General features: G+C 59.3%; 20 protein-coding genes. All 20 read left to right on the forward strand.

Annotation, left to right across the window (positions count from 1 at the left end; translation table 11 throughout):
* The first annotated feature begins 44 nt into the window (after positions 1-44).
* Positions 45-1,229 carry a glutamine-hydrolyzing carbamoyl-phosphate synthase small subunit gene (carA, locus tag HMPREF3135_RS04815; RefSeq protein WP_042389304.1) on the forward strand — a complete coding sequence of 395 codons (1,185 nt, stop codon included), beginning with the start codon at positions 45-47 and terminating at the stop codon, positions 1,227-1,229.
* A gap of 24 nt (positions 1,230-1,253) precedes the next feature.
* A complete protein-coding gene (carB, locus tag HMPREF3135_RS04820) occupies positions 1,254-4,613 on the forward strand; it encodes a carbamoyl-phosphate synthase large subunit (protein WP_049193726.1) in 3,360 nt (1,119 codons plus the stop codon).
* Position 4,614: 1 nt separating this feature from the next.
* Positions 4,615-5,484 (forward strand): orotidine-5'-phosphate decarboxylase, encoded by an 870-nt coding sequence (gene pyrF, locus HMPREF3135_RS04825; protein WP_070438379.1) that lies wholly within the window; start codon positions 4,615-4,617, stop codon positions 5,482-5,484.
* Between the two features lie 421 nt (positions 5,485-5,905).
* Complete coding sequence (mihF, locus tag HMPREF3135_RS04830; RefSeq protein ID WP_016422714.1) at positions 5,906-6,232, forward strand: integration host factor, actinobacterial type; 327 nt, start codon at positions 5,906-5,908, stop codon at positions 6,230-6,232.
* A gap of 5 nt (positions 6,233-6,237) precedes the next feature.
* Entirely contained in the window at positions 6,238-6,810 is a 573-nt protein-coding gene (gene gmk, locus HMPREF3135_RS04835) for a guanylate kinase (RefSeq protein ID WP_070438382.1), read from the forward strand.
* A 117-nt stretch (positions 6,811-6,927) separates the two neighbouring features.
* Positions 6,928-7,206, forward strand: coding sequence for a DNA-directed RNA polymerase subunit omega (gene rpoZ, locus HMPREF3135_RS04840; RefSeq protein ID WP_005510796.1), 279 nt, complete (start codon positions 6,928-6,930; stop codon positions 7,204-7,206).
* A gap of 27 nt (positions 7,207-7,233) precedes the next feature.
* Positions 7,234-8,514, forward strand: a complete 1,281-nt coding sequence (gene coaBC / locus HMPREF3135_RS04845; protein ID WP_070438385.1) for a bifunctional phosphopantothenoylcysteine decarboxylase/phosphopantothenate--cysteine ligase CoaBC — start codon at positions 7,234-7,236, stop codon at positions 8,512-8,514.
* A 118-nt stretch (positions 8,515-8,632) separates the two neighbouring features.
* A complete protein-coding gene (metK, locus tag HMPREF3135_RS04850; RefSeq protein WP_070438390.1) occupies positions 8,633-9,850 on the forward strand; it encodes a methionine adenosyltransferase in 1,218 nt (405 codons plus the stop codon).
* A 49-nt stretch (positions 9,851-9,899) separates the two neighbouring features.
* Positions 9,900-11,936, forward strand: coding sequence for a primosomal protein N' (locus HMPREF3135_RS04855; RefSeq protein ID WP_070438392.1), 2,037 nt, complete (start codon positions 9,900-9,902; stop codon positions 11,934-11,936).
* 60 nt (positions 11,937-11,996) lie between these two features.
* A complete protein-coding gene (def, locus tag HMPREF3135_RS04860) occupies positions 11,997-12,500 on the forward strand; it encodes a peptide deformylase (RefSeq protein WP_016422719.1) in 504 nt (167 codons plus the stop codon).
* A 94-nt stretch (positions 12,501-12,594) separates the two neighbouring features.
* The gene (fmt, locus tag HMPREF3135_RS04865) at positions 12,595-13,569 is read left to right on the forward strand and encodes a methionyl-tRNA formyltransferase (RefSeq protein ID WP_070438395.1); all 975 of its coding nucleotides are present in this window, start codon (positions 12,595-12,597) and stop codon (positions 13,567-13,569) included.
* Positions 13,570-15,027 (forward strand): RsmB/NOP family class I SAM-dependent RNA methyltransferase, encoded by a 1,458-nt coding sequence (locus HMPREF3135_RS04870; RefSeq protein WP_070438398.1) that lies wholly within the window; start codon positions 13,570-13,572, stop codon positions 15,025-15,027.
* A gap of 11 nt (positions 15,028-15,038) precedes the next feature.
* Positions 15,039-15,707 (forward strand): ribulose-phosphate 3-epimerase, encoded by a 669-nt coding sequence (gene rpe / locus HMPREF3135_RS04875; RefSeq protein ID WP_016422722.1) that lies wholly within the window; start codon positions 15,039-15,041, stop codon positions 15,705-15,707.
* Between the two features lie 16 nt (positions 15,708-15,723).
* On the forward strand, positions 15,724-16,776 hold the full coding sequence (gene ribD, locus HMPREF3135_RS04880) for a bifunctional diaminohydroxyphosphoribosylaminopyrimidine deaminase/5-amino-6-(5-phosphoribosylamino)uracil reductase RibD (protein WP_016422723.1): 1,053 nt from the start codon (positions 15,724-15,726) through the stop codon (positions 16,774-16,776).
* Between the two features lie 69 nt (positions 16,777-16,845).
* A complete protein-coding gene (locus tag HMPREF3135_RS04885) occupies positions 16,846-17,433 on the forward strand; it encodes a riboflavin synthase (RefSeq protein ID WP_016422724.1) in 588 nt (195 codons plus the stop codon).
* Between the two features lie 11 nt (positions 17,434-17,444).
* Positions 17,445-18,707 carry a bifunctional 3,4-dihydroxy-2-butanone-4-phosphate synthase/GTP cyclohydrolase II gene (locus HMPREF3135_RS04890; protein WP_016422725.1) on the forward strand — a complete coding sequence of 421 codons (1,263 nt, stop codon included), beginning with the start codon at positions 17,445-17,447 and terminating at the stop codon, positions 18,705-18,707.
* Complete coding sequence (gene ribH / locus HMPREF3135_RS04895; RefSeq protein ID WP_016422726.1) at positions 18,708-19,190, forward strand: 6,7-dimethyl-8-ribityllumazine synthase; 483 nt, start codon at positions 18,708-18,710, stop codon at positions 19,188-19,190.
* 2 nt (positions 19,191-19,192) lie between these two features.
* Positions 19,193-19,687, forward strand: a complete 495-nt coding sequence (locus HMPREF3135_RS04900; protein ID WP_069358696.1) for a PH domain-containing protein — start codon at positions 19,193-19,195, stop codon at positions 19,685-19,687.
* A gap of 29 nt (positions 19,688-19,716) precedes the next feature.
* Positions 19,717-21,765, forward strand: a complete 2,049-nt coding sequence (gene uvrC, locus HMPREF3135_RS04905) for an excinuclease ABC subunit UvrC (protein WP_070438401.1) — start codon at positions 19,717-19,719, stop codon at positions 21,763-21,765.
* A gap of 112 nt (positions 21,766-21,877) precedes the next feature.
* Positions 21,878-22,768 (forward strand): RNase adapter RapZ, encoded by an 891-nt coding sequence (rapZ, locus tag HMPREF3135_RS04910; protein WP_005510809.1) that lies wholly within the window; start codon positions 21,878-21,880, stop codon positions 22,766-22,768.
* Position 22,769 lies beyond the last annotated feature (1 nt).

The following is a 22,769-nucleotide window of genomic DNA, read 5'->3' on the forward strand; positions in this document are numbered from 1 at the left end:
TTAATGTAAATTCCTCGCACGCTACCCAACTGAAAGGCAATAACGTGAGCAACGAGTCGCAGGCCGCGGCCGCTACAGCGGCAGTCCTGGTATTGGCAGATGGCCGAGTGTTCCGCGGACGCGGTTTCGGCGCCACCGGTACAACCCTGGGTGAGGCAGTTTTTACCACCGCTATGACGGGCTACCAGGAAACCCTGACGGACCCGTCCTACCACCGCCAGCTGATTGTGGCTACCGCACCACAGATCGGCAACACCGGTTGGAACGATGAGGACTACGAGTCCCGCGGAAACAAGATTTGGGCAGCTGGCTTTATTATCCGCGATTTGTCGCGCATTCCCTCCAACTGGCGCTCGGAGCGCAGCTTGGAAGATGAACTGAAGGCACAGGGCATCATCGGTATCCGCCAGATTGATACCCGCGCGCTGGTTCGCCATTTGCGCGACAATGGCTCGATTGCCGCTGGTATTTTCTCCGGTGAGGACGCACAGCAGCCCGTCGATAAGCTGGTGGAAATCGTTCGCGCTCAGCCTGCGATGAAGGGCGCGGATCTGGCTCGCGAGGTCAGCACCGATGAGGCCTATGTCGTGGAACCGCAGGGGGAGAAGAAGGCACGTGTTGTGGCCTACGACCTGGGCATCAAGTCCAACACCCCGCGTGAGCTGGCTAAGCGTGGCCTGGAAGTCGTAGTTGTTCCGGCGAACACTCCGTACGAAGATATTAAGAAGGAATACCAGCCGGACGGTGTCTTCTTGTCCAACGGCCCGGGTGACCCGGCAACTGCTGATGAGATGGTTGCGGTCGCCAAGGCTGCCCTCGATGACGGCATGCCGCTATTCGGTATCTGCTTCGGTAACCAGATTCTTGGTCGCGCACTCGGCCTGAATACCTACAAGCTGGTCTTCGGTCACCGCGGCGTCAATGTTCCGGTGAAGGACCACCGCACTGGCCGTATTTTTATCACCGCTCAGAACCACGGTTTCGCACTTGAAGGCAAGGCCGGCGAGAGTTTCGATACCCCGTGGGGCGAGGCAGAGGTTACGCACACCTGCCTTAACGACGACGTCGTGGAAGGTGTCGCACTGAAGAACGGCATGGCCTTTTCTGTGCAGTACCACCCGGAGTCCGCAGCCGGCCCGCACGATGCGCACTCTCTCTTTGATGACTTCCTGGCGCTGATCCAGAAGGTCGATTTCAACAAGTCCGCAACCGGAAACTCGAACAAGTAGGAAAGGGCTAAGGGACCTAACACCATGCCACGTCGTACAGACATCAACCACGTACTGGTTATCGGCTCCGGCCCGATTGTTATCGGTCAGGCCTGCGAGTTCGACTACTCCGGCACCCAGGCTTGCCGCGTGCTGCGCGAAGAGGGCCTGAGAGTCACGCTGGTCAACTCCAACCCGGCAACGATTATGACTGACCCGGAGTTCGCAGACTCCACCTATATCGAGCCGATTGAAACCAAGTACATCGAAAAGATTCTGGCCAAGGAAGCTGCAGAGGGCAACCCGATTGACGCTGTCCTGGCAACTCTCGGTGGCCAGACTGCACTGAACGCAGCTATTCAGCTGGACCGCGAGGGCATTCTGGAGAAGTACAATGTCGAGCTGATTGGTGCTGATATTCCGGCCATTCAGCGCGGTGAGGATCGCCAGATGTTCAAGGACATCGTCGCCAAGATTGGTGGCGAATCCGCTCGTTCCCGCGTCTGCCACAACATGGAAGAAGTCCATGAGACTGTTGCAGAGCTCGGTCTTCCGGTCGTTGTTCGCCCTTCGTTCACCATGGGCGGTCTGGGTTCCGGTCTGGCCTTCAACCAGGAAGACCTCGACCGTATTGCAGGTGGCGGCCTGGCCGCATCGCCCGAGGCCAATGTTCTGATCGAGGAGTCCATCCTCGGCTGGAAGGAATTTGAGCTCGAGCTCATGCGCGATGGCGACGACAACGTCGTCGTGGTCTGCTCCATTGAAAACGTTGATGCCCTCGGTGTCCACACTGGTGACTCGGTGACTGTCGCCCCGTCGATGACTCTGACCGACCGCGAGTTCCAGACCATGCGTGACCAAGGCATCGCAATTCTGCGTGAGGTCGGCGTTGACACCGGTGGCTGTAACATCCAGTTCGCCATCAACCCGAATGACGGCCGCATCATCACCATTGAGATGAACCCGCGTGTCTCCCGCTCGTCGGCGCTTGCTTCCAAGGCAACTGGTTTCCCGATTGCAAAGATTGCTGCCAAGCTGGCTATCGGCTACACCCTCGATGAGATCACCAACGACATCACCGGTGAAACCCCGGCAGCGTTTGAGCCGGTGCAGGACTACGTGATTGTCAAGGCTCCACGCTTTGCTTTCGAGAAGTTCCCAGGTGCTGACGATACGCTGACCACCACCATGAAGTCCGTCGGTGAGGCCATGGCTATCGGCCGTAACTACATCGGCGCGCTCGGTAAGGTCATGCGTTCGCTGGAGAACAAGCCAGCTGGTTTCTGGACTGTTCCGGATGAGGACTTCGCAGGTGAGCGCGCAAACGATGTCAACGCTGTCCTTGAGGATCTGAAGCGTCCGACTGAAGGTCGCATCTACGACGTTGAGCTGGCTCAGCGTCTGGGTGCTTCCATCGAGCAGATCCACGAAGCTTCCGGCCTGGATCCGTGGTTTATCGCCGAGATGGAAAACCTGCAGGATATCCGCAAGGAGCTTATCGACGCTCCGGTGCTGACCTCCGACCTGCTGCGTGAGGCTAAGTACTGGGGACTGTCCGACGCCCAGATTGCTGCGCTGCGTCCGGAATTGGCCGGGGAAGACGGCGTGCGCGAGCTGCGCTGGCGCCTGAACATCCACCCCGTATTCAAGACTGTCGATACCTGCTCCGCCGAGTTCGAAGCACAGACTCCGTACCACTACTCGGCATACGAGCTGGACCCGGCTGCTGAGTCCGAGGTCGCCCCGCAGACCGAGAAGGAAAAGGTCATCATCCTCGGTTCCGGTCCTAACCGCATCGGCCAGGGTATTGAGTTCGACTACTCCTGTGTCCACGCGGCGCTCGAGCTCTCCCGGGTTGGGTACGAGACCGTCATGGTCAACTGCAACCCGGAAACGGTTTCCACCGACTACGACACCGCAGATCGCCTCTACTTCGAGCCATTGACCTTCGAGGATGTCCTCGAGGTCTACCACGCTGAGAGCCAGTCCGGAAAGGTCGCAGGCGTCATTGTTCAGCTCGGTGGCCAGACTCCGCTGGGCCTGGCGGAGCGTCTGCAGGCCGCAGGCGTTCCGATTGTCGGCACTAGCCCAGAGGCAATCGACCTGGCTGAGGACCGCGGTGAGTTCGGCAAGGTGCTGGCTGAGGCGAAGCTGCCGGCGCCGGAGTTCGGTACCGCCACCTCCTTCGCAGAAGCTCGCCAGGTTGCCGCTGGTATCGGTTACCCGGTGCTGGTCCGTCCGTCCTACGTCCTCGGCGGCCGTGGCATGGAAATCGTCTACGATGAGGCCACTCTGGAGGACTACATCAACCGCGCTACCGAGCTGTCCAATGAGCACCCGGTACTGGTTGACCGCTTCCTGGACAGCGCCATCGAGATTGATGTTGATGCACTGTGTGATGGGGAAGAGGTCTACCTCGGCGGCGTTATGGAGCACATTGAGGAAGCCGGTATTCACTCCGGCGACTCCGCGTGTGCGCTGCCTCCGATGACTCTGTCTGCAGGCATCATCGACAAGGTGCGTGAATCCACCAAGGCACTGGCACACGGCATCGGTGTCAAGGGCCTGATGAACGTTCAGTACGCACTCAAGGACGAGACGCTCTACGTCATCGAGGCCAACCCGCGTGCATCTCGTACCGTACCGTTTGTCTCCAAGGCAACCTCAGTTCCGCTGGCTAAGGCCGCGTCCCGCGTCATGATGGGCGCTACTATCGCGGAACTGCGCGAAGAGGGCATGATTCCGTCCAACTTCGACGGTGGCTCTCTGCCTGCTGACGCTCCGATTGCGGTTAAGGAAGCCGTCCTGCCGTTCAACCGCTTCCGCGACTTCGAGGGCCGCGCTCTCGACAGCCTGCTGAGCCCGGAGATGAAGTCCACCGGTGAAGTCATGGGCTTGGCAGACAACTTTGGTGCCGCTTTCGCCAAGGGCGAGCTGGCCGGTTTCGGTGAGCTGCCGACCGAGGGCACGATCTTCGTCTCGCTGGCCAACCGCGATAAGCGCACTCTGGTCTTCCCGATCCTCACGCTGGCGGATATGGGCTTCCGCATCCTGGCAACGGAGGGTACGGCCGGTATGCTGCGCCGCAACGGTGTTGAGTGTGAGGTCGTCGCAAAGCGTACGACTGATTCCGATGCGCCGACGGACGAGCGCGACATCGTCGACATGATTCGCGACGGTGAGGTTGACATCATTATCAACACCCCGTCCGGTTCTGCTGGCGCACGCTCTGACGGATATGAGATTCGCGCTGCTGCTGTGAGCCAGGGCGTAACTTGTGTGACCACCGCTCAGGGGGCCGTCGCCGCACTGCAGGGCATTCTGGCACTGCGCAACGGTGAGATGAGCGTTAAGGCTCTGCAGGAACTCCACCCGGCAGAGTTGGCTGCTCAGGAGCAGGCCTAACATGACCGCGAAGGCTGAAGGTTCCGCAGTGCGGACAGTCAAAGGTTTCGGCGATCGCCTCAGCGAGGTTGTCGCCGAGCGCGGTCGGCTCTGCGTGGGCATCGACCCGCACCCGGGGCTGCTGGATGCCTGGCAGTTGCCGCATTCGGCTGACGGTCTAGAGCGTTTTGCCGCCACATGCGTCGAGGCGTTCGGTGACATCGTTGCCGTCGTCAAGCCCCAGGTGGCGTTCTTCGAAGCCTACGGTTCCAAGGGCTTTGCCGTCCTGGAGCGGACGTTGGCGGATCTGAAGGACGCCGGTGCGCTGTCGATTGCAGATGCCAAGCGGGGCGATATCGGTTCGACGATGGCTGCATACGCTGATGCCTGGCTGTCGGATAGCTCGCCGCTAGCCGCCGACGCACTGACGGTATCTCCGTACCTTGGGTTCGGTGCTCTTGATCCGGCGTTTTCGTTGGCGTTGGAGAACGGACGCGGCCTGTTCGTGCTGGCCGCAACGTCCAATCCGGAAGGTGCGTCCGTACAGAAGGCGACGGTTTCGGGTGAGAGTCTGGCTCAGACCATGGTCAACCAGGCAGCCGCTATTAATGCCCGCCAGATTGACGCTGGTGCAAAGGCGGGCAGCATCGGCGTTGTTGTTGGCGCAACGCTTGACGACGCCCCGGTGCTCAGTGACCTGCGTGGTCCCATTCTCATGCCCGGTGTGGGAGCTCAGGGTGGAACCCCGGCCGATGTAGATCGTCTGGCAGGGGAATCCAAGGGGCTTGCACTGCCAAATATTTCGCGTGCAATTCTCTCCGCTGGGCCTGATCCTGCTGCGCTGCGGCGCGCAACTATTGAAGCTGCGGCTCCGTTCCTATCCGAGAGTTAGCAGCGAATCGACAATTTGGCAGAGGCCCGCAGGGCGCACCTCATAGAACAGGTGCCCCTGCGGGCTTCTTCCGTACCTAGCTGCCGAGATTTTCCTAATGAGCCTCAGGTGGCGGCGGAGTAGGTATAGGCAAGTTACTGTGACGATTCCTGGGAGATTTCGTACAAAAACCGTGGTCAATTTCCATTCTCCTGGGCAAACGGTGCTACAATCGCCGGAGTTGGTTGACCACGACCGAAAGGTGGGGCGGATAAAGCCCTGGTGTCATTTTTATCGACACCCCGTCAGCATTTGCCTCAACAACCGGTAAGTGCGGTACGGTCTCCAATCGTTAAGCACGGTGTCGTTGCCTGCCCTTGGTGGACGCGAGGCTCGTGCAAGTAAATAAGAAACTAACCAATCTATTTTTACGGAGGAACACGTGGCCCTTCCGCAGTTGACCCCGGAGCAGCGTGCAGCAGCACTCGAGAAGGCAGCTCAGGCCCGCAAGGTACGCGCAGAGCTCAAGGACAAGCTGAAGCGTGGCGCTATCGACCTGCCAGAGGTTCTCAAGCAGGCTGACGAGAACGAGATCATCGGCAAGATGAAGGTCTCCGCTCTGCTCGAGGCTCTGCCGAAGGTCGGCAAGGTCAAGGCACAGGACATCATGAATGACCTGGAGATTGCTCAGACCCGCCGCCTGCGTGGCCTGGGTGACCGTCAGCGTCGCGCTCTGCTGGAGCGCTTCGGCTACGCAGTGGAGGACTAGTCGCAGTGGCCGGGAATGAAAACGGTCAGCTGGTAGTCCTTGCCGGCCCTGCCGGTGTGGGAAAATCCACTGTTGTCAGTCGGCTCCGTGCCGAGGTTCCCGGACTGTACTTCAGCGTTTCCATGACCACCCGCGCCGCACGGCCGGGTGAGGTCGATGGCCGCGACTATTTCTTCGTGACCCCGGAGAAGTTCCAACAGCATATTGATGCAGGAGAGATGCTCGAGTGGGCTGAAATCCACGGTGGTCTGCAGCGTTCTGGAACGCCGCGTGGCCCGGTGGATAAAGCTCTCGCCGAGGGACGTCCGGTACTCGTTGAGGTGGATCTGGCGGGAGCCCGCTCCATCCGTAAGGTAGCGCCGAATGCTCACCTGCTGTTCTTGGCTCCGCCAAGCTGGGAGATTCTCGTCAGCAGGCTCACTGGTCGTGGCACGGAAACCGAGGCGCAAGTCAAGCGTCGCCTGGAAACCGCGCGAGTGGAAATGGATGCTCAGCACGAATTCGATGAGGTTGTTGTCAACGACAATGTCGATGATGCTGTGGCGGCCATCGCTCAGGCGCTGACTACTGGCAAGTAACAGGGCGACTCCACATCATCGATAGTAGAAATCGTTTCCAAGCAATGGTGTTTCTATTGCTCCGACGGTTTCTATTGTCACCCCAGTAACTCACGTTCTATTGAGGAAAGATTTCTCGTGACCCAGGAAAATACCGCCACCGAGGCAGTGTTCGACCCGCCAATTGGTATTACCAATCCGCCGATCGATGAGCTGCTTGGTAAGGCTTCTTCGAAGTACGCTCTGGCTATCTTCGCTGCCAAGCGTGCACGCCAGATTAATGACTACTACCAGCAGATTGACGAAGGCATGCTGGAGTACGTTGGCCCGCTGGTTACTCCGGGGGTCGCTGAGAAGCCTCTGTCCATCGCTCTTCGTGAAATCAACGCTGGTCTGCTGGACCACACTGAGGGCTAGAGCATTTCCTTAAGGGGAGATATCTGTATGCATGCCGCCGGTAATGCTGACGTATCCGAATGTTTAAAGGTTGTCGTCGGGGTTGCCGGCGGCATCGCTGCATATAAGGCCGCACACGTTGTTCGTGGCTTCAAGGAACTCGGTCACGATGTTCGCGTCGTTCCCACCGAGTCCGCATTGAATTTTGTAGGTGCGGCTACTTTCGAGGCGCTGTCGGGGAACCCGGTGTCGACTACGGTTTTTGACGCAGTCGATGAAGTTCAGCATGTCCGCGTGGGGCAGGAGGCCGACCTCGTCGTCGTGGTTCCCGCGACTGCCGACTTTATGGCGCGTGCCGCACACGGGCGTGCCGACGACCTTCTCACCGCAACTTTGCTTGTGGCGACCTGCCCGGTGGTTCTGGCTCCTGCCATGCACACTGAGATGTGGAACCATCCAGCTACGCGCGATAATGTCGCGATTCTTCGTCGCCATGGCACTATTGTCCTCGATCCGGCCCATGGCCGTTTGACTGGTAAGGACACTGGTCCAGGTCGTCTGCCGGAGCCAGAGCAGATAGTTTCGCTGGCATTAGCGGCAGTCGAGAATCCGCGCCACTTCCGCCGCGACTTCGAGGGCGTGCGCTTCATGATTACTGCCGGTGGCACCCGTGAGGCTATCGACCCGGTACGTTTTATCGGCAACCACTCCTCAGGGCGTCAGGGCTTCGCGCTAGCTGAGATGGCAGCACAGCGTGGCGCTCAGGTCACTGTGGTGGCAGGACATACAGATCAGTTGCCGACACCGCTGGGCGCGAATGTTGTAAAGGTTGATTCCACTTTGGAGATGGCCAAGGCCGCCCACGAACACTCCAAGTTGGCCGATGTCTGCATTTTTGCCGCTGCCGTCGCCGACTTCCGTCCGGCATCGACCGCTGGGGTCAAGATGAAGAAGGGCGTCGCAGACGACGCTTTGAGCAACATCCAGCTTGTAGAAAACCCTGACATTCTGGCTACCACTGTGGAGCGTCGTAAAGCGGGCGAGATTCCGGCAACCACGACGATGGTGGGCTTTGCGGCTGAGACCGGCGACGAGACGACGACGCCACTCGAGCTTGCGAAGCAGAAAATTGTGCGCAAGGGCTGCGATTTGCTCATGTGTAACGACGTCTCAGGTGGGCAAACTTTCGGTGCGACGGACAATGTCGGATGGTTGTTGTCTCTCGATGGCGAGCAGTGGGACGTGCCGCGGGGCTCAAAATTCTCGGTGGCCGGTTCGATTTTGGATGCAGTTTCCGAGCTGCGACAGGAACCTCAGCCAGCGGAGTAGCGGAGGCCTACTACGGCGACTGAACCGCTTGGTCTATAATTATCGAATCAAACGAAAACCCACGCCGCAGCGACACCGCAGGCGTGGGGAAATGATCTAGAAGAAAGTTGTACTGCTCGTGGCCTCTAATCTTCGGCTGTTTTCCAGTGAATCTGTTACCGAGGGGCACCCAGATAAGATTTGCGACTCGATTTCGGACTCCATCCTTGACGCTATGCTCGCGCAGGATTCTGCATCGATGGTCGCCGTTGAGACTGTGGTGACTACCGGTTTAGTCCATGTTGTTGGCGAAGTTCGCACGAAGAGCTACGTTGACATCCCCGGTATTGTCCGGAGTCGACTGAAGGAGATCGGTTTCGATTCTTCTGAAAAGGGCTTTGACGGCAAGACCTGCGGCGTCTCCGTTTCGATCGGTGAGCAGTCCTCAGATATTCACGACGGTGTGCACACTTCTCTGGAAGCACGCAGCTCTGATGGCGAAGTCGAAGCAGAAGATCTCAAGGGCGCTGGCGACCAGGGGCTGATGTTCGGCTACGCTACCAACGAAACTCCGGAGTACATGCCGCTACCGATTGCGCTGGCACACCGCCTGGCTCGCCGCTTGACGCAGGTACGCAAGGAAGGCATCGTCCCATCGCTTCGACCGGATGGTAAGACTCAGGTCACCTTCGCTTACGACGAAGACAATAACCCGGTGTACTTGGACACTGTTGTGGTGTCCACGCAGCACGACCCGGATGTGACCCAGGAGTGGATTACCGAGCAGATTAAGACTCACGTAGTCGATTGGGTGCTCGACGACGCTAACTTGCGCGAGCGCTTTGTTACCGAAGAATTGAATCTGCTGGTCAACCCGTCTGGCCAGTTTATTATCGGTGGCCCGATGGGCGATGCCGGCCTGACCGGCCGCAAGATTATCGTCGACACTTATGGCGGTATGGCTCGTCACGGTGGCGGCGCATTCTCGGGTAAGGACCCGTCAAAGGTGGACCGCTCCGGCGCTTATGCCACCCGTTGGGTTGCGAAGAATGCCGTGGCTGCGGGTCTGGCTGACCGCCTGGAGATTCAGGTCGCCTACGCTATCGGCCGCGCTCGCCCGGTAGGCCTTTACGTCGACTCTTTCGGCACCGGTCACGTTTCGGACGACGCCATCCGCGAGGCTATCAACAAGGTCTTCGACCTTCGTCCGGCCGCTATTATTCGTGACCTGGACTTGCTGCGCCCGATTTATGCGCAGACCTCCACCTACGGTCACTTCGGCCGAACTGACTTGGACCTGCCGTGGGAGCAACTCAACCGTGTTGAAGAGCTCCGCGCAGCCGCTGGCCTGGGATAAACACCACCCGCCAGCATGACCCTGGGGTGGGGAAGTAGAGTAAGACTCTATGACCGACGCCCCTTTCGCACCCGCCGCCGCAGCTGAGAAGCTGCCTGTCGCGCGGGTGCTTCCACTTTTGGGGCTGCCGCAGTTGGATCGCCCCTTCGATTACCTGGTTCCGCGCGCGCTAGCGGAGGAAGCGGTTGTCGGTTGCCGGGTGCGGATTCGATTCCACGGCCAATTGGTCAATGCGCTGGTGCTGGAGCGCTGTGCCACGCCCACTCACGACGGCAAACTGTCCTATCTCAAGGATGTCATCAGCACTGAGGTTGTCTATCCGCCACAGCTTCGACGGTTGGTGGATTCTCTGGCGGAGTATTACGGCGCAACACGCTCAAACATCATTCGATCCGCCATCCCAACCCGTCATGCACGGGCCGAACGTGCCCGCAAGGAGAAGATGCCCCCAACGTGGGAGGAATTGGGAAAGCTTGCCACCGAGGATCCGGACCTTTCCGCGTGGGGCAACTATGTCTTCGGCGAATCCTTTGTCGATTCCGTCCGCAAGGGCGCCCCGGCACGCGCAGCGTGGCAGCCAGTTCCAGGGGAACAGGTGGCAGCCATGCTCGCCGCGCTCAGCGTTTTGGTCGCCCGCGATGGTGGCGGTGTTCTCATCATTGTGCCGGACGCACGCACGCAGGCACGCTTCGAGAGCGCTTTTCGCGAGCTCATTTCTGCCCGTCAGCTCACTCTTCTCGGGGCTGGTCTCGGTCCCGAGTCCCGCTATCGCCGCTACCTGGATATCCTGCACGGCCAGGGGCGCATAGTCGTCGGAACGCGCTCGGCAGCGTACGCCCCAGTGCAGAATCTGCGTTTAGCAGTGATTGTCGATGATGGCGATGACAACCTCGTAGACCCCCGCGCACCCTACGTCCACTCTCGCGAGGTGCTGGTCACGCGAAGTGCGCAGGAGGGATGCGCTCTTATTTTTGCATCGTATAGCCGTACAGCAGAGGTGCAGCTGCTGGTCTCCTCAGGTTGGGCGCACAATCTGGTTGCAGGCGCCGACGCCCTCGCTGAATCCATGCCGGAGATGATTGCCTCCACGGACACTTCCGAAGACCCGGATGACGTGAGTAGGGGACGCCTTCCTGCCATCGCTTTTCGACGGGCAAAAGCCGCGCTGCGCGAAGAGCTTCCGATTCTGGTCCAGGTACCCCGCAAGGGATATGTACCGACATTGTCGTGTCGCTCCTGTGGCGCGCCTGCGCGCTGTCGCTGGTGTAACGGTCCACTGGGAATTCCACCGTCCGATAACCCGGACGATCCGGCGCCGCCGACCTGTCGGTGGTGTGGCCGCATCGACATCCACCACCGTTGCCATAGCTGCGGTTCCACCAAGATTCGGCCAGTCGCGGTCGGCAGTGAACGTACGGCGGAAGAGTTTGGTCGTATTTTCAGTCCATTCCCAGTCGTCGCTTCCTCTGGCGAACGGATTGTTGACGACATTCCCGAAGGCCCGAGGGTCGTGGTGGCCACGCCGGGAGCCGAGCCTTATGCGCCGGAGGGCTACGGAGCAGTGATGCTGCTGGACACTTGGGCGATGCTCGGCCGGCAGGACTTGCGCGCTCATGAAGAGGCCTATGCGCATTGGTCTCGAGCTGTCACGCTTGCGCGCCCGCGGGAGCGAGGAGGGGCAGTGGTTATCGATGCGGATGCTGCAGTCCCGACTGTGGCCGATCTTCTGGCATGGGACGCGGTAGGCGCTGCGAACAGGGAATTGGCCGACCGTACAGCCGCCGCTCTGCCTCCGGCCTTTCACGTGGCAGCGGTGGACGGGACTGAAGAGGGCCTGCGTAACTTCATGGAGTCCCTGGAGGTTCCATCGGGCGCGGAAATCCTGGGGCCGGTAGACCTTCCCCGCAACGCCAGACCACCAGCAGGCGTGGAACCGGGTACACCTATTCAGCGGATGTTGGTGCGCTGTGACCGTCGGCAAGCACGGGCGGTGGGAGCGGCGTTGAAGGCAGCACAGGTCGTTCGAGCGACCAGGAAGGACCCGACGCCGGTGCGCGTTGTCGTCGATCCGATTAATTTCGGCTAGCTGCTAAAATGAGCGCGTTATCGCTTGATTCACACCAGTTTTCTTGGAGGCTCTAAGTTCATGGCAGTTCGTGAGGTACGTCTTTTCGGCGATCCGGTGTTGCTGTCCAAGGCGGATACCGTCACTGATTTCGACGCGACGCTGTCGCACCTGATTGATGACATGTTCGACACGATGGACGAGCAACAGGGCGTCGGGCTCGCGGCAAACCAGGTCGGCGTGCTGCAGCGCGTTTTCGTCTACGACTGCAACGGCACCCGCGGGCACATCGTCAATCCGGAATGGGAAGCCATCGGCGACGAGACTGTCCACGAAATCGAAGGATGCCTATCTATCCCGGGTATTAATGGACCCGTGACTCGACACGCACGTGTGCGCGTTACTGGCCAGGATCGCCACGGCACACCGGTGAGCTTCGAAGCTGATGATTTGCTGGCTCGCTGTGTGCAGCATGAAAGCGACCACCTGGATGGTGTGCTGTTTTTGAAGCGTCTCGAGGGCGACGAGCGCAAGACCGCGATGCGTTCTCTGCGTGAGCAGGACTGGTTCCTCAACCGCGGTTAACTCACCTGCGCCTAGACCCCTGGGTGTGGCGCCCCGAGTTTCATCACTAGATTAACTAGAACAACTAGGTCCACCAGGAAGGAATCCACTTACTGTGCGCCTGATTTTTGCCGGAACCCCGGAACCTGCTGTCGTTGCACTGAAGAAGTTGCTCGAAGACTCCCGTCATGAAATCGTCGCTGTTCTCACTCGCCCCGATGCCCGCCGTGGCCGCGGTAAGTCGCTTTCGCCCTCGCCGGTGAAGGCGCTGGCCTTGGAACACGACATTCCCGTGCTCACCCCGACGACCCTGCGCGATGAAGAGATCCAGCAGCAGATCCGCGAATTAAACGCCGACTGCATCCCGGTGGTCGCCTACGGCAATCTCGTGCCGGAGGAATTGCTCGATGTACCGACGCACGGCTGGGTCAATCTGCATTTCTCACTGCTTCCTGCTTGGCGAGGTGCCGCGCCGGTGCAGGCAGCTATCGCCGCCGGCGATGAAGTCACGGGTGCCAGTACTTTCCGGATTGAAAAGGGTCTGGATACCGGACCAGTTTTCGGTACCGTCACCGAAGCGATTCGCCCGACCGATAATGCCGACGACCTTTTGACCCGCCTGGCATACTCCGGCGCGGATCTTCTAGCCGCCACCATGGACGGCATCGAAGCCGGTGCGTTGCGTCCGACCGCTCAGCCGGAACAGGATGTCAGCTACGCCGCTAAGTTCGGGCCGGAGGATGCCCGAATCGTTTGGACTCAGCCGCGACATCTTCTTGACCGCCGCGCTCGTGCATTCACGCCTGCCCCAGGTGCGTGGACGACTCTCGACGGTGCACGTTTGAAGGTCGGAGAGCTCACCCTGCTTTCCGACGAGGACAGCGCCGCGGTCGACGAGGTGCGAAAGGCAGCTGCTCCGGAGGCGGCAGCCGCCACACCGGGTGAGTTGGTAGTGGAGAAGCACCGAGTATCTGTGCGTTGTGCCGATGGCTATGTGCAGCTGGTGAAGGTGCAGCCACAGGGTAAGAAGATGATGGATGCGTCCGACTGGGCGCGAGGTAGCCAACCCGGCGGAAAGGTCTGCGAGTAAATGGGCAACGACAAACCCCGCCACAACGGTGGCGGACGGCAGCGCGGCAACCGCAGCGGACAGAACCGCAATGACCGCAACCGTAACCGTGACAACCGAGGTGGGGACAATCGCGGTGGCATTGACCAGCCGCGCAAGGTCGCACTGAAGGTACTAGCCGACGTTCGCGAGAATGATGCTTACGCGAACCTGCTGCTGCCCAAGTTGCTGAAGGCACACAAACTCAAGGGTCGGGATGCTGCTTTTGCAACGGAGCTGACGTACGGCACACTGCGGGCGGAAGGCCTGTTGGATGCCGTGATTGAGGCATCGTCGTCACGCCCGTTAAGCGATATTGCTGGACCGGTGATGGATGTGTTGCGCCTGGGCGCGTACCAGCTGCTGCGTACGCGCGTCGACGCCTACGCTGCGGTCGATACCTCGGTGCGGGCAGTGGCGAAGGTGGCGGGACCTGGTGCGCGCGGCTTTGTCAATGCCATTTTGAGGAAGGTTTCCTCGAAGACCGAAGGCGAATGGGTGGCTGAGGTCGCGCCGGATCCTGCGACCGATCCGATTAGCTACGTAGCGATGAAGCATGCCCACCCGCGCTGGATTGCGATGGAGTTTGCCCGCGCACTCGGTGCACAAGCCGGTGAGCTGCAGCAGGCACTCGCTGCCGACGATGCGCGCCCGTTGGTGCACTTGGTCGCTCGTCCGGGCGAGATTACTGCTGAGGAATTGGCACTGATCACCGGCGGTGAAGAGGGACCGTGGTCGCCGTACTGCGTGCGCTTGGATTCCGGTGCCCCAGGAGAATTGGAGCCGGTCCGACAGGGCTTGGCTGCGGTGCAGGACGAGGGTTCTCAGCTCATTGCGCGTGCCGTCACCATGGCACCCGTTGCCGGTGAAGACAGCGGCCGCTGGTTAGATTTGTGTTCCGGCCCCGGTGGTAAGTCAGCTTTCATCGGCGGCATCGCAGCTATTGAGGGCGCGAAGCTCGACGCTGTTGAGGTATCTGCGACTCGCGCAGAACTGGTGAAGAAGGCCACGGCCGGGCTGCCAGTGACTGTAACCGTTGCGGATGGTCGCGATACCGGGCTGGAGGCAGGCTTTGACCGCATTTTGGTAGACGGGCCGTGCTCTGGTTTGGGCTCGCTTCGCCGTCGCCCGGAAGCGCGCTGGCGGAAGTCGCCGTCCGATCTGAACTCCTTGACTGCGCTGCAGTTTGAACTGCTCAGTGAAGCTGTGCGTCTGGCACGGCCGGGTGGCATCATCGTCTATTCCACGTGTTCTCCGCATCTGCGGGAAACCAGGGGCATTGTCGATAGGGCAGTGACGGAATTGCCGGTGACGGAGCTGAATGCACACGAGTTGGTAGCGCCGATGACTGATGTCGGACCGTATCCATCTGTGCAGATGTGGCCACACCGCCACGGTACCGATGCGATGTTCTTCTCAGTTTTGCGCAAGAACGACTAGGCTCAGAGGTTATGAGCGCACCAATTATTGCCCCGTCCATTCTCGCTGCTGACTTCGCTCGCCTCGACCGCGAGGTTGAGGCTGTAGCCAATGCAGATTGGCTGCATATCGACGTCATGGATGGCCACTTCGTTCCCAACCTGTCCTTCGGCGCTCCGGTGCTGGAGGCCGTAGCTGCGGTGACGGACAAGTACTTGGATGTCCATCTCATGATTGAGAACCCGGAGAAGTGGGTCGACACCTACATTAAGGCGGGGGCGAGCTCCGTTATTTTCCATGTGGAAGCCGTCGACGATGCCATCGCACTGGCACGCCACATTCGTTCCCAGGGCGTGAAGGCCGGGTTCTCGCTGCGCCCGGGTACCCCAATTGAGCCGTGGCTGGATCACCTCGCCGAATTCGACGAGGTGCTGGTCATGAGTGTCGAACCCGGTTTCGGGGGCCAGTCCTTTATGCCGGATCAGCTAACCAAGGTCGAGAAGCTGCGTCAGCGCATTGATGCCGAAGGTCTGGATACTCTGATCGAGATTGACGGTGGTATCTCCGCCAAGACCATCGAATCCGCTGCCGCCGCCGGTTGCGACGCCTTCGTTGCAGGGTCGGCCGTTTTCGGCGCTGATGATCGTGCGGCGGCTGTCGATGAGCTGCGCGCATTGGCCACTACTGCTGCAACTAAGTAGACGGCGGTGAAGCACGGTGGCACAGTTTCCGGATCTCGTCTCCGCACAGCCGCTGACTGACGCTCAAGCTATGGCATTGGCCATAGAAGCCGGCCAGCGAGTTCGGGGCACCACCTATCCCAATCCACCGATTGGTTGCGTCATCCTCGATACCGCAGGGATTGCGGTAGGAGTGGCCGGAACTGAGCCGGTAGGTGGCCGACACGCAGAGCCACAAGCATTAGAAATGGCGGGGGCACGAGCTCAGGGCGGTACTGCAGTGGTCACACTAGAGCCGTGCAATCATATCGGCCGTACACCACCGTGCACCGAGGCACTTGCGGCAGCCGGAGTTTCCCGCGTCATATTTGCGGTCGCCGATCCTAATCCCGTGGCCGCTGGCGGCAGCGAGTGGTTGCGATACAAGGGAATCGACGTGGTCGAGGAGTTCCAACGCAATCGTGTGGCGGATGGCTATCTGCGTCCATGGTTACACTGGCAGCGCACTCGGCGCCCACACATCACGCTGAAGACGGCGGGCACGCTGGATGGTTTCGCCGCCGCTACCGACCGCACCTCGCAGTGGATTACGGGGGAGCAGGCGCGGGCACGGGTACATATCGATCGTGCACGTCGGCAAGCGATTGTCGTCGGAACGGGAACAGTGCTCGCTGACAATCCGCGATTGACCGCGCGCACACCAGACGGCGAGGAGCTGTCAACGCAACCCCTGCGCATCGCGATCGGCACCTCGGAGGTCGCCGCCGATGCGAATATCCGCGGCGATAACTTCCGCCACATTCGCACTCACGATGTGGAAGTGGCGCTGGAGACAATGGCGGATATGGGACTTATTGACGTGCTGGTAGAAGGCGGCCCACGGCTCGCCAGCGCTTTCTTAGAAGCCGATGCTGTCGACGCGATTGAGTCTTACATTGCCCCGGCGTTTCTCGGAGCTGGTTTGCCGGTGACATCGGCCAACCATGAGACCACCATCACTGACATCTCGCGCTTTCGTACCGTCGCGGTCGAGACTCTGGGAGATGACATTTTGATTACGGCTCTCCGCAGTGGCAAAGATCGCGGGTAGACCGGCTAGAGTTAATTTTGTAAAAATCTTTCAATTTATAACAAACGGTAAAGGATTTTCCTGACCACTATGTTTACGGGAATTGTTGAGGAACTCGGCGAAATTCGCGAAATCCACCGCGAAGCCGATTCCATTACTCTGACCATTCGCGCGACCACCGTGCTTGACGACGTGCACCACGGTGATTCCATTGCTGTCAATGGCGTTTGTTTGACCGTCGTGGAGTTTGGCGATGATTTCTTTACCGCTGATCTCATGCAAGAGACTCTGGATAGGTCGAGCCTCGGCCAGGTTGAGGTCGGCTCCAAGGTCAACCTCGAACGTGCAACCGCAGTGGGTCAACGCCTCGGCGGCCATATCGTGCAGGGACATGTCGATGGCACCGGCGAGGTTATTTCGCGCACGCCAGGGGAGCGCTGGGAAGTAGTGCGGATTTCGCTGCCGGAGCATCTCTCCAAGTATGTCGTGGAAAAGGGCTCAATTGCCGTGGATGGTACTTCGTTGACCGTCTCTGCAGTAGGCGAGGGGTTCTTTGAGGTCAGCCTGATACCGACGACGCTGACGGACTCCGTTATTGGTTCGACCGCGGTAGGCGCCAAGGTCAATTTGGAAGTCGATGTGCTAGCCAAGTACGTCGAGAAAATGTTGGAAAGATAAGCTACAAGACTGTGATTAAGTTCGATTCTGTAGAGCGGGCCATTGCGGACATCGCAGCCGGTAAGGCCGTGGTCGTCGTCGACGATGAAGATCGTGAGAACGAGGGCGACATCATCTTCGCCGCCGAGAAGGCAACGCCTGAACTTGTTGCCTTTATGGTTCGCTATTCCTCTGGTTACATCTGCGCGCCGCTGACCGCCGAGGACTGCGAGCGTCTGAATTTGCCACCGATGGTGTCAGAGAATGAGGATGCCCGCGGTACCGCATACACAGTGACCGTGGATGCCAACACCGGTACGACCGGTATTTCCGCCACAGATCGTGCGAACACCATTCGTACTCTGGCTGATCCCACGTCGAGCCCGCACGATTTCACCCGACCAGGACACGTGGTTCCGTTGCGAGCTCGCGATGGTGGCGTCCTCGTCCGTGCCGGCCACACCGAGGCTGCGGTCGATCTCGCCCGCCTGGCAGGGCTTCGTCCTGCTGGCGTGCTGTGTGAGGTTGTCTCCGAGGAAGACCCGACCGGTATGGCGCGCGCGGAGGAACTGCGTCGCTTCTGCGACAAGCACGATTTAGCGCTGATCTCCATTGAGCAGCTGATCGAATACCGTCGCCACAACGAGCACTTGATTGAACGCGTTGTCGAAACCAAGCTGCCGACCGACTACGGCGAGTTCCGTGCCATTGGGTACCGGAGCCTTATCGACGGTGTTGAGCATGTCGCTCTCGTTGTGGGGGATGTGTCTTCCAACGATGGTCAGGACGTCCTCGTGCGTGTGCACTCCGAATGCCTCACTGGCGACGCACTGGGATCTCGCCGCTGCGACTGCGGTCAGCAGCTGCACAACTCCATGCGCATGGTTCACGAAGCGGGGCGTGGCGTCATCCTCTACATGCGCGGTCACGAAGGCCGAGGCATTGGTCTGATGCCGAAGCTGCAGGCCTACCATCTGCAAGATGAAGGCGCTGACACCGTTGATGCCAATCTTGCGCTCGGTTTGCCGTCGGATGCCCGTGAGTACGGCACTGGTGCACAGATTCTGCAGGATCTTGGAGTCACCACTATGGCGCTGCTGACGAACAATCCGACCAAGCGTGCCGGCCTAGGCGGATATGGGTTGGAGATGAGCCGCCGAGTCCCGGTGCCAGTTGAGGTCAACGAGGATAACTTGAAATACTTGTTGACAAAGCGCGAACGCATGGGCCATGAACTTCCTTGGTTGGATGAGTACATGGAGACCCACGGCATTTCGACAGAAGGAGCACAGTAGATGAGTGGCGCAGGTCTTCCTGAAATTTCCGTTCCCGATTCCACTGGTGTGACCGTCGGTCTGGTCACCTCTCACTGGAACGAGGAGATTACTGGGCAGCTTCGTCGTGAAGCGCTGTCCCAGGCCGAGGAGGTCGGCGCTGTAGTCACGGATGTGACTGTCGTCGGTGCTCTGGAGATTCCGGTTGTGGTGCAACAGCTCGCGCGAACTCACGACGCCGTGGTGGCGCTGGGGTGCGTTATCCGCGGTGGTACGCCGCACTTCGACTATGTCTGCGACTCGGTGACTGAGGGCCTGACGCGGATCGCACTGGACTGTGAAACGCCAGTTGGCAATGGTGTGTTGACCTGCAACACTGAACAGCAGGCAATTGATCGTGCCGGCGGTGAGGGCGCCGCGGAGAATAAAGGTCGCGAGGCCATGGCCGCAGCGCTGCATACCGTCGCAGTGTTGAAGTCCCTTCGTGAAGGTGGAGCTGAGTAAGAATGGGTAACTCCGAACGCCACAGCAATTCGACTGCCGTCGACACCGGTAGCGAAGACAAATGGCTGTTGGAAATCACCTCGCAAAAGCTGCGTCTGTGGGCGATTATCGCTGCAGTTGTGGTTTTCGCTATCCATATCTTCATGGGTATCGTGGTGGACTTTGGTAACACCGGAGCTTCGGTGACCATTATTGACCAGCTGGCTTTCCCGATGATTGGTTTGATCATCGCCGGGGTGATTCTGCTACTGACTCGGGCTCGCGTTCGCGTCAATGCCAGGGGCGTGGAAGTCCGCAATCTGCTCAATGCGAAGTTCTACCCGTGGGTCGATATCTACGGCCTGAGTTTTCCAAAGAAGTCCCGCTGGGCTCGCTTGGAGCTGCCTGACTTTGAGTTTGTGCCGATGCTCGCGATCCAGTCGGCCGACGGCAGCCGCGTCGTGGAAGACATCCGCCGGTTCCGTGAACTTGAAGACAAGTTCATGCCGGAGGACTAACCCAAGGACACGTTTTAAGGACACCGTAAGTGACTGACCCTTCTCAGTACCGTCCCGCCCCCGGCACCATTCCCACGGAGCCGGGGGTGTACCGTTTTCTCGATTCAACCGGGCGCGTTCTCTACGTCGGCAAGGCGAAGAATCTCCGTGCGCGTTTGTCTAACTATTTCCAGGACTTAACTCGGCTTCATCCCCGCACCCGCCAGATGGTGCAGTCCGCTTCGAAGGTGACGTGGACTGTCGTCCACAATGAAGTCGAAGCGCTGCAGTTGGAGTACACCTGGATCAAGCGCTTTAATCCGCGGTTCAACGTGATGTACCGCGATGACAAGTCGTATCCGATGTTGGCCGTCAGCGTTGGAGAGCTGTACCCGCGGCTCTTTCTCTACCGAGGACCGCGCCGGAAGGGCGTGCGTTATTTCGGGCCTTATTCACACGCGTGGGCTATCCGAGAAACGCTCGACTTGCTTACACGAGTTTTCCCAGCCCGCACCTGTTCAAAGGGAGTCTTCAACCGGCAGCAAGCCCTGGGGCGGCCCTGTTTGCTCGGCTATATCGACAAATGCTCGGCACCTTGTGTCGGCCGTGTCAGTGCCGAGGAACACCGCGAAATTGTCCGTGGTTTTACCAGCTTCATGTCGGGAAATACGGGCCCGGTCACGAGGCGCTTAAAGAAGGAAATGGAGGAAGCTGCCGGCGAGTTAGACTTCGAGCGCGCCGCTAGTCTGCGCGACAACCTCGCTGCCATCGACAAGGTCATGGAGCGGCAGTCAGTCGTGCTTTCCGACGCCGCCGATGCCGACTTTATTGCGCTAGCAACCGACGAACTGGAAGCGGCCGTGCAGGTTTTCCATGTTCGGGCGGGACGCATTTACGGTCAGCGCGGCTGGGTAGTGGAGAAGTCCGGCGAATACGCGACTACGGAGTTTCGAGAGGGAGAAACTGACCCCAGCTTGGGTGGGCTGCTAACGCAGTTCCTGACACAGTTCTATGGCGACGCCGCCAAGCACGCGGATGTCGACGGCGATGAATCAACCACTGCCGCCCAGGTTGTGCCACGCGAAATTCTCGTCCAGGCCACGCCCGACGATCTTGACGAGGTTACTGCATTTTTGGCCGATATTCGTGGCACTAATGTGGATATTCGCGTCCCACAGCGCGGTGACAAGCGGACGCTCATGGAGACCGTGCAGAAAAATGCAGCTGAAGCGCTGCGCCAGCACAAGCTAAAGCGAAGTGGAGATTTAACTACTCGATCGCAGGCTCTCTCCGAACTTCAGGACGCGCTATTTATGGATGAAGCGCCGCTGCGTATCGAATGCACTGACATCTCGCATATTCAGGGCACCGATGTGGTGGCCTCGTTGGTGGTCTTCGAGGATGGATTGCCCAAGAAGTCCGACTACCGCCGCTACCGAATCAAAGATGCAGCGGGTGACGGTCGCTCGGACGACGTCGGTTCTATCGCTGAGGTGGTGCGCCGTCGTTTTCTGCGCCATAACGAGGACAAGCTCGCCATGCCCGATGATGCAAGCGAGATGTTCGTCGAAGAGACGACTGATGCCGTCGATGAGCAGTCGCGGAGTAACCGCAAGTTTGCCTACCCGCCACAGTTGTTCATCGTCGACGGTGGTGCACCGCAGGTCGCAGCCGCACAGGCGGTCCTCGATGAACTCGAGGTCACCGATGTGACGTTGGTGGGAATTGCCAAGCGCTTAGAAGAGCTGTGGATTCCCGACGATGATGAGCCGCTCATTCTGCCGCGTAATTCGGAAGCGATGTACCTAATCCAGCGAATTCGTGATGAGGCGCACCGCTTTGCCATTAATTATCACCGTCAGCAGCGATCTAAACGCATGCGCTCTTCGGTACTCGATGGCATTAAGGGGCTGGGGCCAGCACGCCGCAGTGAGTTGGTCAAGCACTTTGGTTCCGTTGCGGCGCTGAAGAAGGCCAGCGTCGAGCAGATCGAAGAAGTGGCTGGTTTCGGGCCGATGCTCGCGAAAACTGTTTACGATTACCTCCATCCAGACGAGAAGTCGTCAGAGCCAAACTCGGATGTCGGTCCGGGAGAGTAGGCGTAGAAGTAGGTAAACAAGTGGCTAAAACCGCACTTGAAACAGTGCTAGGGGGTTTACTTCCGCTAGTAAAACCGAGAGCGGTTGGGCGGAATTGTATTAGAGTGATGGCATGATTACTTCGGGTTATTCCCCTCAGGCTGAAAAGTCACTTGTGTTGATTACCGGCATGTCCGGTTCCGGACGCAATACGGCCGCCAGCGTCTTGGAGGAGATGGGCTGGTATGTCGCAGACAACCTGCCCCCGGAGTTGATTATGCGCATGGTCGAGTTGTCGTTTGAAGCGGACTCTCCAGTAGAGCGCCTCGCTATCGTCACCGACGTGCGCTCGCGCGCGTTCGCCGGCAGTTTGGGGGAGGTGCTCGACGGACTCCGCAATGAGGGGCGCCAGCCCTATGTCATCTTCTTTGATGCCAACGACGACACCCTCATCGCCCGCTACGACTCTGTCCGCCGCACCCATCCGCTGCAGGAAAATGGCACGCTTTCACAGGGTATTGCCGCTGAACGTCAGATGTTGCTGCCAATAAAGGGCATGTCGGATTTAGTAGTGGATACCTCTGACATGAGCGTGCACGATTTGCGCCGTGAGTTAGAGCATCAGTTGTCGGATACCGCTAGCAAGATTCAGCAGATCACCATCGAATCCTTTGGGTTTAAGCACGGTGCGCCGCGCGATGCCGACATGCTTTTCGACGTCCGTTTTCTCCCCAATCCCTATTGGGTACCTGAGCTGCGTGCGGGCCGCGGTACCAACAAAGCCGTGGCCGACTACGTGCTGTCCCAACCTGAGTCTCAGGGGTTTTTGGACAACGTCACAAACTTGATTGAATTGGTTTTGCCCGGGTACCGCCGTGAGGGCAAGGGTTTTATGACTATCGCTGTGGGATGCACCGGAGGCCATCACCGAAGTGTGGCCATGTCGGAGGCGCTGGCTAAGAAGCTCGAGGGAGTTTCCGGGATCAACGTCAACGTCGTCCACCGCGATATTGACCGCAACTAGC

The sequence above is a fragment of the Corynebacterium sp. HMSC14H10 genome, assembly GCF_001807105.1.
Classification (GTDB): domain Bacteria; phylum Actinomycetota; class Actinomycetes; order Mycobacteriales; family Mycobacteriaceae; genus Corynebacterium; species Corynebacterium jeikeium_D.